This is a genomic window from Salinivibrio sp. MA440 (assembly GCF_001996265.1).
In the GTDB taxonomy this organism is placed as follows: domain Bacteria; phylum Pseudomonadota; class Gammaproteobacteria; order Enterobacterales; family Vibrionaceae; genus Salinivibrio; species Salinivibrio costicola.
Map to the genome: position 1 here is coordinate 1 of NZ_MUFI01000008.1, position 14530 is coordinate 14530.

The 14530-nt window shown below is 50.3% G+C and carries 11 protein-coding genes; 4 read left to right on the forward strand and 7 right to left on the reverse strand.

Annotated features, from left to right (window positions below):
* Nucleotides 1-506: 506 nt before the first annotated feature.
* Entirely contained in the window at nt 507-827 is a 321-nt protein-coding gene (clpS, locus tag BZG80_RS03995) for an ATP-dependent Clp protease adapter ClpS (protein ID WP_021022427.1), read from the forward strand.
* A gap of 45 nt (nt 828-872) precedes the next feature.
* Entirely contained in the window at nt 873-3128 is a 2256-nt protein-coding gene (clpA, locus tag BZG80_RS04000) for an ATP-dependent Clp protease ATP-binding subunit ClpA (protein ID WP_077575859.1), read from the forward strand.
* A gap of 94 nt (nt 3129-3222) precedes the next feature.
* On the opposite strand, the gene infA is transcribed toward clpA, so the two are convergent.
* The 7 genes from infA to ald all read right to left on the reverse strand — a co-directional run bounded on the left by infA (nt 3223) and on the right by ald (nt 10783).
* Nucleotides 3223-3441, reverse strand: coding sequence for a translation initiation factor IF-1 (gene infA, locus BZG80_RS04005; RefSeq protein ID WP_021022425.1), 219 nt, complete (start codon nt 3439-3441; stop codon nt 3223-3225).
* A 129-nt stretch (nt 3442-3570) separates the two neighbouring features.
* The gene (locus BZG80_RS04010) at nt 3571-4296 is read right to left on the reverse strand and encodes an arginyltransferase (RefSeq protein WP_077678790.1); all 726 of its coding nucleotides are present in this window, start codon (nt 4294-4296) and stop codon (nt 3571-3573) included.
* Nucleotides 4293-5006, reverse strand: coding sequence for a leucyl/phenylalanyl-tRNA--protein transferase (gene aat / locus BZG80_RS04015; RefSeq protein ID WP_077678791.1), 714 nt, complete (start codon nt 5004-5006; stop codon nt 4293-4295). The genes BZG80_RS04010 and aat overlap by 4 nt, the downstream gene beginning before the upstream one ends.
* 15 nt (nt 5007-5021) lie before the next feature.
* Entirely contained in the window at nt 5022-6740 is a 1719-nt protein-coding gene (gene cydC / locus BZG80_RS04020) for a heme ABC transporter ATP-binding protein/permease CydC (RefSeq protein ID WP_077678792.1), read from the reverse strand.
* Nucleotides 6733-8502 (reverse strand): heme ABC transporter permease/ATP-binding protein CydD, encoded by a 1770-nt coding sequence (cydD, locus tag BZG80_RS04025; RefSeq protein WP_021022422.1) that lies wholly within the window; start codon nt 8500-8502, stop codon nt 6733-6735. Before cydD ends, cydC begins: the two co-directional genes overlap by 8 nt.
* Before the next feature lie 77 nt (nt 8503-8579).
* Nucleotides 8580-9539 carry a thioredoxin-disulfide reductase gene (gene trxB, locus BZG80_RS04030; RefSeq protein WP_077460191.1) on the reverse strand — a complete coding sequence of 320 codons (960 nt, stop codon included), beginning with the start codon at nt 9537-9539 and terminating at the stop codon, nt 8580-8582.
* A 119-nt stretch (nt 9540-9658) separates the two neighbouring features.
* Entirely contained in the window at nt 9659-10783 is a 1125-nt protein-coding gene (gene ald, locus BZG80_RS04035; RefSeq protein WP_021022420.1) for an alanine dehydrogenase, read from the reverse strand.
* A gap of 166 nt (nt 10784-10949) precedes the next feature.
* Here ald and lrp point away from each other — a divergent pair, with 166 nt between their 5' ends.
* Together lrp and BZG80_RS04045 are read left to right on the forward strand one after the other, a co-directional pair.
* Nucleotides 10950-11444 carry a leucine-responsive transcriptional regulator Lrp gene (lrp, locus tag BZG80_RS04040; protein WP_077460192.1) on the forward strand — a complete coding sequence of 165 codons (495 nt, stop codon included), beginning with the start codon at nt 10950-10952 and terminating at the stop codon, nt 11442-11444.
* A gap of 224 nt (nt 11445-11668) precedes the next feature.
* Nucleotides 11669-14527 carry a DNA translocase FtsK gene (locus BZG80_RS04045; RefSeq protein ID WP_077678809.1) on the forward strand — a complete coding sequence of 953 codons (2859 nt, stop codon included), beginning with the start codon at nt 11669-11671 and terminating at the stop codon, nt 14525-14527.
* The last annotated feature ends 3 nt before the right edge of the window (nt 14528-14530 follow it).

Here is a 14530-nt window from a genome sequence, read left to right on the forward strand (position 1 = left end):
ATAATATTTTGTTTGAGAATTATAATATTTTGTTTGAGAATTTTGTTTTTTTGTTGTGATTTGACGTTGTTTGCCGGCGCGGTATCGAGTTTACGAATGCGTGTTAGCGCCAAATGCGTAAACATGAAGGTTTATTGAATAATTGTAAGAAGAAAGAACACAGGATAAGCGAACATATGATCCTGCTTGCGTGGTGATAGCCCATCGGGTAGGTGTATGTCTGCCTTTTTTTTTGTGCACGCATACAGGCACCCGGTTGGTAACACATTTTCATGGGCTTTGGCATAGTCAGTGAACGAATTTGCGTGTTTCACCCTATATATATGTGCAACGATAAAGCACTACCATGATTAACAATTGCTCAGACAAACGATGTTCGCATTGAAAAGGTTGCTGGAATACAATCTGTAGCTTAACTTTAAAGACAGGTGGACGGGATTCGTGGATGGCAGTGCTGCCCCGCCACACAATGAGCCTTGATACCCTAACAATGCATTGAAGTGGTTATGAGTAATTGGAATCAATGGGGTTTGCCTGACGCAGAGCTTGAGGCGTCAGAAAAAACTAAGTTACAACCGCCATCGATGTACAAGGTGGTGCTCAACAATGATGACTACACTCCCATGGAGTTTGTTATCGAAGTGCTCCAGACGTTTTTTGCCATGGATGTGGACAAAGCGACACAAGTCATGCTGGCGGTGCACTATGAAGGAAAAGCGGTCTGCGGTGTGTTTACTGCCGAGGTCGCTGAAACGAAAGTGGCACAGGTAATGATGTATGCCAAAGAGCATGGCCATCCGCTACTGTGCACGATGGAGAAAGCGTAAGCTGCTTCATCACGCTTTAGCGCGGTTTTTGAGGGAGGTGCCTTTATGCTTAACAAAGAACTTGAAGCAAGTTTGAACGGCGCGTTTGCACGTGCGCGTGAAAAACGCCACGAATTTATGACGGTGGAGCACCTGCTTCTCGCGTTAATCGAAAATGCGGCGGCGCATGAAGCGCTGGTGGCATGCCGAGCTGATCTGGAGGCGCTACGCAAAGAACTCGACGCGTTTATTGAACAAACCACACCGCTGATCCCGGCGGATGATGAGTCGCGAGAAACACAACCCACGTTGAGCTTCCAGCGCGTCTTGCAACGGGCCGTGTTCCATGTTCAGTCATCGGGGCGCAGCGAAGTCAGTGGTGCGAACGTGCTTGTCGCTATCTTCAGTGAGCAAGAGTCGCATGCGGCTTATTTGTTGAAGAAAAATGATGTCAGCCGCTTAGACGTGGTGAACTATATCTCCCACGGCACCACCAAAGACGACAGTGAAGATCTTCCCAGTAGCGATATGGGGACAGAAGAAGCGGGCGCCGACCCAGGTGAAGATCGCTTAGAAAACTTTGCTACCAACCTAAACCAGTTGGCGCGCGTCGGTGGCATAGATCCCTTGATTGGTCGTGACAAAGAGCTTGAGCGAACCATTCAGGTGCTGTGCCGTCGTCGCAAGAACAATCCATTGCTGGTGGGGGAAGCCGGCGTGGGAAAAACAGCGATTGCCGAAGGGCTGGCGTGGCGCATTGTCGAAGGCCAAGTGCCCGATGTCATTAAAGACTGCGTCATCTATTCGCTAGATATTGGCTCGCTCTTGGCGGGGACCAAGTATCGCGGTGATTTCGAGAAACGCTTTAAATCAATTTTAAAGCAGCTTGAGAAAGAAGATCATGCCGTACTTTTCATTGATGAGATCCACACTATCATTGGCGCGGGTGCGGCAAGTGGCGGCCAAGTCGATGCTGCAAACTTGATCAAGCCGCTACTGAGCAGCGGTAAGTTACGTTGTATTGGTTCGACAACCTACCAAGAGTACGGCTCTATCTTTGAGAAAGAGCGTGCATTGGCGCGTCGCTTCCAAAAAATTGATGTGTTGGAGCCGTCTATCGACGATACCACCAAGATCTTGATGGGCTTGAAACCGAAATACGAAGCTCATCATGAAGTGCGGTATACCAACAAAGCGATTCGTGCGGCGGTTGAGTTGTCGGCAAAATACATCAATGAGCGCCACCTTCCTGACAAGGCGATTGACGTGATTGATGAAGCGGGCGCGCGATGCCGAATGGCACCTGCGAGTAAGCGTAAAAAAACCGTCAACGTGCCTGATGTTGAAACCATGATTGCAAAAATGGCACGGATCCCGGAGAAGTCGATATCTTCTTCCGATAAAGATGTGCTGCAGTCGCTAGACGACAAACTTAAGATGTTGGTGTTTGGGCAAGATACTGCGATCACGGCATTGTCAGAGGCGATTAAACTCAGTCGTGCCGGCTTGGGTGATGATAACAAACCCGTGGGGTCGTTCTTGTTTGCTGGGCCAACAGGTGTGGGCAAAACAGAGGTGACCGTGCAGCTTGCGCGTGCCATGGGCATTGAACTCCAACGTTTTGATATGTCCGAATACATGGAGCGTCACACCGTCAGCCGCTTGATTGGTGCACCACCAGGTTATGTTGGCTACGATCAAGGCGGCCTGCTGACGGATGCGGTGATTAAGCATCCTTACAGTGTGGTGCTGCTTGATGAGATCGAGAAAGCGCATCCTGACGTGTTTAACTTGTTACTCCAAGTCATGGATAATGGCACACTGACTGACAACAATGGCCGCAAAGCCGATTTCCGTAATGTTATCTTGGTGATGACAACCAACGCCGGGGTGGCGGAAACGGTACGTAAGTCCATCGGTTTGATTCAGCAGGATCACAGCCATGATGCAATGTCGGAAATTAAAAAGGTATTTTCACCTGAGTTCCGTAATCGTCTCGACAATATCATCTGGTTCAATCACTTGGATGAGCAGGTCATTTTGCAAGTGGTGGATAAATTTATTGTTGAGCTGCAAGCGCAACTGGATGCTAAAGGTGTTTCACTCGAAGTGACATCGGAAGCCAAACAGTGGTTGGCAGAAGAGGGCTACGATAAGTCGATGGGTGCGCGACCGATGGGGCGTGTGATTCAAGATAATCTGAAAAAACCATTAGCGAACGAACTGCTCTTTGGTTGTTTGGTCAATGGAGGAACGGTTCGAGTGGTATTGAAAAATAACCGCTTGGACTTCCAGTTCAGTGATCAAATGGAGCCCGCGTAACGGCAGTTGCTCACGTAAGTGTTCATTAAAGCAAGCGTTCACCAAAAGCAAAACCCGGCCTGAGAGCCGGGTTTTTTTGACCGCGTTCGGAGGATTAACGCGAACGGAAAACGATGCGACCTTTCGACAAATCGTAAGGGGTCATTTCAACAGTGACTTTGTCGCCGGTCAGGATGCGGATGTAGTGCTTACGCATCTTGCCTGAAATGTGGGCAGTCACCACGTGACCGTTTTCTAGTTCTACGCGGAACATAGTGTTAGGCAGCGTATCCAATACGGTGCCTTGCATTTCAATTACGTCTTCTTTTGCCATTGAATCCTCTTAGGCTTATTCTGATAGCCAATTTTTTGACCGACAGATAATGCCTCTATTCTGAAAGTCTGTAAAGTTCGGGTGCGAATTTTACCCTGTTGGGGCGCACCTTGCTAGAAAAAATAGCGACTATTGTGGAATAACTGGCCAGGAAAAGGCCCGCCACTGCTGATTAATAAAGCGTTGGTGGGGATAATAGTCCGCTTTATAGCGCATCGCGGCGCAGGCATCGATTTGGTAGCCCAAATACAGCCAAGGTAACTGCATCGATTTTGCTAGCTGGAGTTGCGCTTGAATACTCACACGTCCTAATGAAAATCGGTGCTGGGGGTCAAAAAACGTATATAAGGCACTAAGGCCGTCATCCACCACATCGATCACTGCCACGGCGATCAAGCGTGAACGCTGTTCTTCATTTTGATACAGATGAATAAAGCGCGGGGTTAGCCAATCACTATGGATAAAATCTAAGAAGTCTTGCCGTTTGGCCGGGTACATGTTGCCCTCTGAGTGACGGGCGGTAATATAGCGGTCATACAACTCGAACCAGTGGTCATCTAACTGGTCACTGACGTGCATAGTGAGGCGCTTGAGCTGGCTGCGATGCCGCTTTTGACTTTTTGATGGGCGGTAATGGTCGACATCGACTCTCAACGCTTGGCAAGCCTGACAAGAAGGGCAATGAGGACGGTAGATGAGATGACCGCTTCGCCGAAAGCCTGCCGCTAACAGCGCGCCATAATGTTCGCGTTGATGGTATTCTGGAGACATCACCACCGCGAGTTGCTCAGTTTGATCAGTAAGATACTGGCAATCAGCGCCCGGTGTGACACCAACTTGGATTCCAACACTCATGTTATTCTCCAATCGGCAAGACGTTGCGGTGGGTAGCCATCAGCAATAGGGCGGTCACGATGTGCGTGAAGCGCGTCGATAAACGTATGACGTGACCAAGGTTGCGCACCTAATGACGCTAAATGGGGTGTCATCATTTGGCAATCAATATATTGCCCTCCTTGGTGAGCAAAATATTGGCTGAATTGCCACAGCGCGAATTTAGACCCATTCGTTGTGCTTGAAAACATGGACTCACCGCAGAAAATGGCCCCCACCGACACACCGTATAATCCGCCGACTAATGTATTGCCTTGCCATACTTCCACGCTGTGGGCATCACCTTGATGATGAAGCTGGCAATAGGCCGCTTGCATTTCGTGCGTGATCCAAGTTTGCTCCGGCCCTCGAATCTCGGCACAGATAGCAATAACGCGCTCAAAGGCCTGATTCAAGGTAACCGTCATTCCGGACTTTCTCGCTGCTTTTTGTAAGCTTCTGCTGGCGTGAAACTCGGTTGGCTGAATGATGGCCCGCTCACTGGGTGACCACCATAACAGCGGGTCATCTTCACCAAACCACGGGAAAATCCCATTGCGATACGCAGACATTAGCCGAGCAGGGCTAAGATCCCCCCCGATGGCAAGCAAGCCATCGGGATGATCTAGCGCCTCGGTGACGGGAGGAAAACGAACGTCATCTTGCGCTAAAGGAGGCAAATAGAGGGTCATCGTGTGCTCTCTGATTTACAGCCGATGCATCAATTGTGCATAGCGTCCATTGGCATCGATCAATGACTGATGCGTCCCTTGTTCAACAATCTGACCGGCATCCATTAAGCAGACAGTGTCCATCTGCTCCAAGCCAACAAGACGATGGGTAATGAGCACCACTGTTTTATCTTGGCAATGGGTTTTCAATAAAGACAGGATTTCGGCTTCAGTTTGCACATCTAAGCCTTCTGTCGGTTCATCTAAGAGCATAATCGGGGCCGAATGCAATAAACCACGCGCGATACCTAAACGACGGCGCTCACCGCCTGATAACTGGCGTCCACCATCGCCTAGCCAGGTGTCTAAGCCTTGCCCTTCTAATAGGCGCGCTAACCCGACCTGCGTCAATGCCTGAGATAATGCCGAGTCTGAGGCATTTGGACGGACGAGAATGAGATTATCGCGGAGTGAGCCGTTAAAGAGATCAACCCGTTGCGTCACCACAGACATAGCATCACGTAACCTAGACTCATCCCACTCGCTCAACGGAACACCATCGAGTGTAATTTGCCCCTGAGTCGGATCCCATGCACGCGTCAGCAAGCTCATAAGGGTCGACTTACCACAACCTGTACGACCTAATAGCGCGACGGTTTGCCCTGCTGTGATGTCCAGCGAGACCCTTGATACCGCCTCTTGTGCCGCCCCAGGGTATTGATAGCTCACCTTATTCAAGCCAATTGATCCTGTTACCGGTCCTTTGTGGCCATCGAGAGGGAAAGGAACACTGGGTGGGCGTTCTGTGATGGCGTTGAGCCGTTTTGCGGCCGTGAGCGTTTTGCCTAAATATTGGAAAGCTGCCGTAATCGGCATCATCAGCTCAAAGCTTGCCATGGTCGTAAACGCTACCATGGCGATGAGGGGGCCTGGTGCACGATCGCCAACGCCATCGGCTGCCAGCCAAATCATCAAGACTAACGTGAGTCCGGTGGCTGCGATTAGCACGGCGTTAGCCCATCCTGTGATACGGGCCATATTCGCTTGCGCGTTGAGCATCGCTTGTTCGCTGTCGTCAATGCGCGCACGATATCGCTCACGAGCGCCAAATAAGGCTAATTCTGCATGGCCTTGCAGCCAATCTAGCAGGGCAACGCGGGTTGCGGCATTTTGTTCTAGTTGATCTCGGCCCTGATCCTTGCCCAGACGATAGAAAACGATCGGTAGACTGACAAGCAGTACCAGCAAACTCAGACCCAAGGCAATACCAAGCGTCGGATCAAACCAGCCCAAGAATAAGCTCACGGCTAATACGCCCAGTACACCCACAATCATGGGGCTAATAAGGCGTAGATAAACATGATCCATGGCGTCGACATCCGCCACCATGCGGTTAAGCAAATCACCATCACGCATATTCAGACGATGGTCGGGGACTAACGGCGCCAATTTACGGAAAAACGACACGCGGAGATCAGCAAGCAACTTGAAAGTAGCGTTATGGCTGACCACACGTTCCGCCCAGCGACCAAAGGTGCGCCCAATAGAAAACCCACGCACGCCCGCGGCTGGCAACATATAGTTAAAGGTGGCGATGCCTGCGATACCGGCCACTGCCGCTGCGGCAATGAACCAGCCAGAGAGAGTGAGCAAGCCAATGGCGGCAAATAAAGTGGCAAACGCGAGGACAATGCCCAAACTTAAGCCAAACCAATGACGTTTATACAAGCGTAGATACGGCAGGAGTTCACGCATCAAGATTTCTCCTATCGGCTGAAGCCAGCATCTCTGCCAGCGGCCCTGTGTGCGCTAATTGATGATACTGGCCTTGTTGAACCAGCTTTCCGTCGGCCATCAACCAGACTTGATCACTGTTAGCCAGTGCATCTAGACGGTGAGAGACCTGGATGCAGGTTTTAGCTTGAGTGGCAGCGTGTAAGCTTTCAATGACCAGCTTTTCACTGTGTGCATCCAGGCTCGCAGTCGGTTCATCTAGCACCCATAACGCACCGTCTTGCAACAAGGCGCGTGCGACAGCGACACGCTGCGCTTGGCCGACGGATAAGCCGCCATTGCGATCACCGACGGCGTGCGCAAGGCCATTTTTTAACCGCATCACGAATTCATCCACATAGGCTTGTGTCATCACCTGGTTAATCGTTTCTGGACTCGCATCGGGGTTGGCGAGCGCGATATTATCGCGAATACTGCCATGGAACAGTTGTGGATTTTGCCCTACCCAGCTAATGGCTTGTCGCCAATGCGAAAGTGCCAGCTCACTGCGTTCACAGCCATTAATGGTCAAGCTACCTCGGTAGGGAAGAAAGCCGAGTAACGCATTGAGTAAGCTAGATTTTCCGGCGCCACTCACGCCAACCAGTGCGATATGTTCACCGGGCTTAATATGAAAACTCATGGGACCGGCGAGTACCTGGCCATCTGGGCTGAGCACTTCGAGATCCTCGGCAGTGATGGTGACCGTGGCCAAGTCGGGAGTTGCTTCTCCTTGCGTGCCTGTATCAGGCTCAGCGTTTAAAAATGTGACAATCGATTCAGCAGCCCCAATCGCTTGCGCTTTGGCATGATAAAAGGTACCGAGATCGCGAAGCGGTTGGTAAAACTCCGGTGCCAACACCAGCACAAACAAGCCGGTAAAGAGCGAAATAGGCGCTCCGTAATGACCAAAGTCAAGCTCACCGATAAAACTAAAACCAAAATACACCGCCACAACCGCAATCGAAATCGCCGTAAAAAACTCAAGCACCGCAGAAGATAGGAACGCGAGACGTAATACTTCCATCGTTCGTTGACGGAACGTATGTGACGCCAGGTGTAACTGATCGGCTTCGGCATCAACGCGATTAAATAGTTTTAGTGTGGGTAGGCCACGTAAACGATCGTAAAAATAGCCGGATAAACGCTGCAGTGCTTTAAAATTCTTGCGGTTAGCATCGGCAGCTTTCATCCCGACCAGTGCCATAAACAGGGGAACCAGCGGTGCTGTGATTAAAAAGATCAGCCCAGATGCCCAATTGATTGGAAACACGACGACTAAAATCACTAAGGGGATCAAGACTGCGATCGCCATTTGGGGTAAGTAACGAGCGAAAAAGTCCTGTAACTCCTCAACCTGCTCAAGGATCAGGCTTGCCCAGCTCCCCGCGGGTCGCCCTTGAATACTCACAGGTCCAAGCGCATGAAGTCGGTTGAGTATTAACTGGCGGATGTGTTGCCGAATGACCTCACCACAGCGATAGCCAGTTTGTTCTTTGGCCCAACTACACCCAGCACGGGCTAAAACAACGCCGACCAATGTGAGAAAACTTGGCAGTAAGGCGTATTTATCGGTTTGCTCAATAATCAGTTGATGCAGCAGGTGGGCAAGAAGTGCTGCTTGGGCAATCAAAAGCACACCAGAGAGGAGTGCAATGCTAATCGTCGCAACTAACCAGGGTTTGGCTAACGTGCTCTGCGACTTGAGCCATTGGGTTAGCGCCCGCTGTTTAGATTTATCCATATCATCTTATTATTCTATCAAAGCCTGCCAACAGGCTGGGCAGGCCATCGAATGATAGCCTGCATGAGCGCGAGAAATTACTGATTCGCGAGTGCGTCGAGATAACGCTCGGCATCTAGAGCCGCCATACAGCCGGTCCCTGCAGAGGTAATCGCTTGACGGTATACGTGGTCCATGACATCACCAGCCGCAAATACGCCTTCGACGCTTGTCTGGGTTGCATTGCCACTTAGGCCTGATTCAACCTGGATATAGCCGTTTTCCATTTTCAGCTGGTCAGCAAAGATGTCTGTGTTAGGTTTATGGCCAATCGCAACAAAAACACCCATTACATCAAGGGTTTCGGTCTCATCGCTTTGTGTGTCTTTTAAGCGCGCTTGTGTCACGCCCATTTCATCGCCCAACACTTCATCCAATACCCGGTTAGTGTGCAGGACAATATTACCGTTCTTCACTTTGTCCATCATACGATCGACCAGAATTTTCTCAGCACGGAAGGTATCGCGACGATGGACAACATGCACTTCAGAGGCGATGTTAGAAAGGTATAACGCCTCTTCGACTGCTGTATTACCGCCACCAATTACCGCCACTTTTTGGTTGCGATAGAAAAAGCCATCACAGGTCGCACAGGCGGATACGCCACGTCCCTTGAACGCGTCTTCAGATGGTAAGCCAAGGTATTGCGCAGATGCCCCCGTTGAAATAATCAAGGCATCGCAAGTGAACTCGCCGTTGTCGCCTTTTAGGCGGAAAGGGCGTGAGGATAAATCCACGTCATTGATGTGATCAAAAATAATCTCGGTATCGAATTTTTCTGCGTGGGCTTTCATGCGATCCATTAATGCGGGACCGGTCAGTCCTTCCGGATCGCCAGGCCAGTTTTCAACATCCGTGGTGGTGGTCAGCTGACCCCCTTGTTGCATGCCTGTTACCATAACAGGGTTTAAATTGGCACGAGCCGCGTAAACAGCCGCGGTGTAGCCCGCTGGGCCTGAACCAAGAATCAATAGGTTCGCATGCTTAATGTTACTCATTCACGTCTCCGAGCAGGAAAGAGGTTCGTTTTTTTGAATGGAGTGATTGTAGGTAAATTGGAAGGCTAAAGAAAGGGCACCGTGATGGTGCCCTCTATTTCTATCATTGATATTGCCGATTAATGGGCTGACTTCAGCGCATCCAGGGCATCAACGTATGGAAGATCAAAGCCTTCGGCCACTTCTTTGATGGTAACGTGGCCACTGATCACGTTAAGACCGTTACGCAAGTGCTCATCTTGAACTAAAGCATCGCGATATCCCTTGTTCGCCAGCTTCACAATGTAGGGCAGTGTTGCGTTATTTAAGGCAACCGTCGAGGTGCGCGCGACAGCGCCAGGCATGTTTGCCACACAGTAGTGGACAACATCATCAACGATGTAGGTTGGGTCAGCGTGGGTCGTTGCATGTGAGGTCGCGAAACAGCCACCTTGGTCGATAGCGACATCGACAACCGCAGCGCCTGGTTTCATTCGCTTGATATGGTCTTCGTTGACCAGTTTCGGTGCAGCAGCACCTGGGATAAGGACAGCACCGATAACCAAATCAGCGTTAAGTACGTGCTGGTCTAATGTTTCCTCGGTTGAGTAGACGACTTTGGCGCGGCCTTGGAATTCTTCGTCCAAGCGACGCAATGTATCGACATTTTTATCCAAAATAGTGACGTCAGCTCGGAGGCCAACCGCCATGCGCGCGGCGTTTGAGCCAACCACGCCACCGCCAAGTACGACGATTTTAGCGGGTTCGACACCAGGAACACCACTGAGCAGCATGCCCGAACCGCCGTGTGATTTTTCTAACGCTTGTGCACCTGCTTGAATAGACATACGGCCGGCGACTTCAGACATTGGCGCTAATAGTGGCAATCGACCTTTAGAATCTGTTACCGTTTCATAGGCAATGCAGATAGCTTTACTTTTAATTAAGTCTTCTGTTTGCGGAAAATCTGGTGCAAGATGCAAATAGGTGAACAAAATCTGTCCTTCGCGCAGCATGGCACGCTCGACAGCTTGCGGTTCTTTGACCTTGACGATCATGTCTGCTTTCGCAAATACGTCAGCGGCGGCAGGGAGAATGGATGCCCCAGCGGCTTTATAGTCATCGTCAGAGAAACCAATACCGTTACCTGCATTGGTTTCAACATAGACCGAGTGGCCGTGAGAAATAAGCTCACGGACACTTGCTGGAACCATACCCACGCGGTACTCATGGTTCTTGATTTCTTTTGGAACGCCAATGATCATGCTGTCACCTCTTGTTTATTTAGTGTTATCGGCTGGCTTGTTATTGAAATTGTCAATTTTCAGGCTAGTATAAAGGCAATAAACCAGCATTTGATGCTAAAGATTGTTTAGATGTTATTTAATTTGGTATATCTTTTTGCAAGGAAGTAACAAGGTGGAATAAAAAATGGTAGATACCAAAAACAAGCCCTCCAAGGAATTGGACCGTATTGACCGCAACATCCTAAATGAGCTCCAAAAGGATGGGCGAGTCTCCAACGTTGAGTTATCAAAACGTGTCGGTCTCTCTCCAACCCCCTGCCTAGAACGTGTGCGACGTTTAGAGCGTCAGGGCTATATTCTTGGCTACACGGCACAGCTTAATCCCCAGTATTTAGATGCATCACTGCTCGTTTTTGTGGAAATCACACTAAATCGTGGCGCACCTGACGTGTTTGAGCAATTTAATAAAGCGGTGCAGACACTAGAAGACATCCAAGAATGTTCGTTAGTGTCCGGTGATTTTGATTACCTACTAAAGACACGAGTAGCTGACATGTCGGCTTATCGCAAGTTATTGGGTGAAACCTTGCTACGTTTGCCCGGCGTGAATGACACACGCACTTACGTGGTAATGGAAGAGGTAAAACAAAGTAATCATCTGGTGATCCACACGCGTTAAGTGTTGGCCATAGGGTGAAGCAAAACATAACCAAAGCCGGGCATTGCGCTCGGCTTATTTTTTGTACGCCATGATTTAAAGAATGTGATATCTCGGTAAAGATTGAACGTAAACACGCATCATGCCTGCCGTCACGGCATGAATGTGATAAAGTCAGGGCAATCAGAGCAAGCCTCCATTCAGGGTGAGGAATGCGATTAACGAATAATATTAAACAGGTAATGATGGAGTTTTCTTTACGTCGAGAGCCGAAAACGGCTCAGCCGAAAGCGCGTTTAGATGGCGGTCAACGTTTAAAAGAGTGTGGATTCATCTTGGTCCTCGCCGCTGCTGTGTTTACCATGGTGGCATTGTTATCTTTTAATCCGGCTGATCCTTCGTGGTCGCAAACCGCGTGGCATGGTGACGTTCATAATGCGGCTGGCGCGATGGGTGCATGGATAGCAGACAGCTTTTTCTTCTCGTTTGGGATCTTGGCGTATCCATTACCCCCTGCCGCTATTCTTGGCGGTTGGGTTTTTTTGCGGCGGCGTGGTGATAATGAACCCATTAATTACACCATTATTGGCGCACGTCTATTGGGGCTTCTGGTCCTTTTCCTGACCAGTTGTTCGTTGGCTGATCTCAATTTTGATGACTTTTGGCATTTTTCATCCGGTGGCGTGATGGGAGATGTCACCAATAGCCTTGCTTTGCCCTTGTTTAATGTCTTAGGGACCACCTTGGTCATGTTGTTTGGCTGGGCGGCCGGTTTCACCTTATTCACGGGAATTTCATGGCTCACGATCGTGGATCACCTCGGCGCGGTGACGCTAAATGGTATCACCTGGCTGGTTAATCGCGTGCGTGGCGATACCCCGACACAACTTGGTGCGCCTGGCTCATCGGCCCCCGAGCGCACAGACGTGACGCAATCGCGTGAGACTTGTGAACCGATGGAGCTGAGTGATTTACGTAGATTGACGCCGACATCGCCTGAGAAAGCGTCCGTTTCTGAGAAAAAATCGGTCGCTGAAAAAACGACAGAGACGGAAAAGGAAACCGTTGTTCACAGCGCGCACGAGAGTGAAAGGTCGATCATCTTTGGTGGACATGCCACCGCTGAGCAAGCCGGTTCGACGCAGTCCGAATCCGCGCTGTCAGAGAGTGCGGATGAACCGGCATTGGGACAATGGCAAACCGCTGTTGCTGATGATGAGCCCTCTTCGTCGGTATTCAGCGCAGACACCGACTCAGACCCGCAAGCCCAAACACCGACTCCGCATGATCGTGAGTCGGTCGCAGCTTACGTGTCGACAGATTCAGAGCATTCAGAGACAAAGCTCTCAGAGACAAAGCATTCAGAGCCAGAGCACTTAGAGACAAAGCTCTCAGAAACAAAGCACTCAGAGTACGCTGATACCACCTATGGCAATCAAGATGGACTCTCGGAGCTAGAGCGCGCGGAGCAGGCAAGCAAGTTGGCCGATGATGACGAGGATCCTTTCCAAGAAACGATTCGCCAAGCACAAAAATCCCAACAGCAAGCGGCCGGGCTCGACCATCCTTTTTTAGTGAAAGATGAGCCCAATTTGCCTAAACCGGCAGAACCTTTCCCAACCCTCGATCTGTTGGATCCTGCGCGCCATACCGCGCAACAAGCCACGCGCGAAGAGCTAGAGCAAATTGCGCGCTTGGTTGAGGCGCGCTTGGAAGATTTTAAAGTGCAAGCACGCGTGGTGGGCGTGTATCCAGGGCCGGTGATCACGCGTTTTGAGCTTGATTTGGCGCCGGGCGTTAAGGTCTCACGAATTTCAGGTTTGTCTAAAGACTTAGCGCGTGCGCTATCAACCACCGCGGTGCGCGTGGTCGAGGTGATCCCAGGTAAACCTTATATTGGCCTTGAACTGCCGAACGAGCATCGCGAAACGGTGTTTATGTCAGAAGTGATTGGCAGTGAGCGATTTAAAAACAGCCAATCGCCGATCTCCGTAGTCTTGGGAAATGACATTGCCGGCGAAGCCATTATTACCGATCTTGGCAAAGCACCGCATATGCTGGTGGCAGGGACGACAGGGTCGGGTAAATCTGTGGGCGTGAACGTGATGCTGGTTAGTATGCTCTATAAGGCGTCTCCTGAAGATGTGCGCTTTATCATGATCGACCCTAAAATGCTGGAGTTATCGGTCTATGAGGGCATTCCGCATTTGTTGTCAGAAGTTGTCACCGATATGAAGGATGCGGGGAATGCGCTGCGTTGGTGCGTGGGTGAGATGGAACGACGTTACAAGCTGATGTCAGCCCTTGGCGTGCGCAACCTTAAAGGTTTTAACGAAAAGGTCAAAGCAGCAGAAGCCGCGAATAATCCGATCCCTGACCCACTATGGAAATCGGGCGACAGTATGGATGAATCGGCGCCTAAACTGGAAAAACTGCCCTATATCGTGGTGGTGGTAGATGAATTTTCCGATCTCATGATGGTGGTTGGTAAAAAAGTCGAAGAGTTGATCGCACGATTAGCACAAAAAGCACGGGCCGCGGGTATTCACCTTGTGTTAGCCACCCAACGTCCTTCTGTTGATGTGATTACGGGGCTGATTAAAGCCAATATTCCAACGCGTATGGCGTTTACTGTCTCGACCAAAACAGACTCGCGCACCATCCTTGACCAAGGCGGCGCTGAGTCGTTGCTGGGAATGGGGGATATGCTCTTTATGCCGAATGGTTCCAACCATCCGATTCGCGTGCATGGTGCCTTTGTCAGTGATGAAGAAGTGCATCGGGTGGTTAATAATTGGAAAGCGCGAGGCAAGCCGCAATATATCGATGAAATCACCCAAGGCGATCAAGGTGCAGATAGCTTATTACCTGGTGAAGCGCCGACCGGCGGCGATGGCGAAGAGCTGGACCAGTTGTTTGACCAAGTGGTTGAATTTGTGACCGAAAGTCGTCGTGGTTCCGTGTCTGGTGTCCAGCGTCGATTTAAAATTGGTTATAACCGTGCGGCGCGTATTGTGGAACAACTCGAAGCACACGGTGTCGTAAGTTCACCAGGCCATAACGGTAATCGCGAAGTAATCGCACCGCCGCCACCGAAAGATTGATCG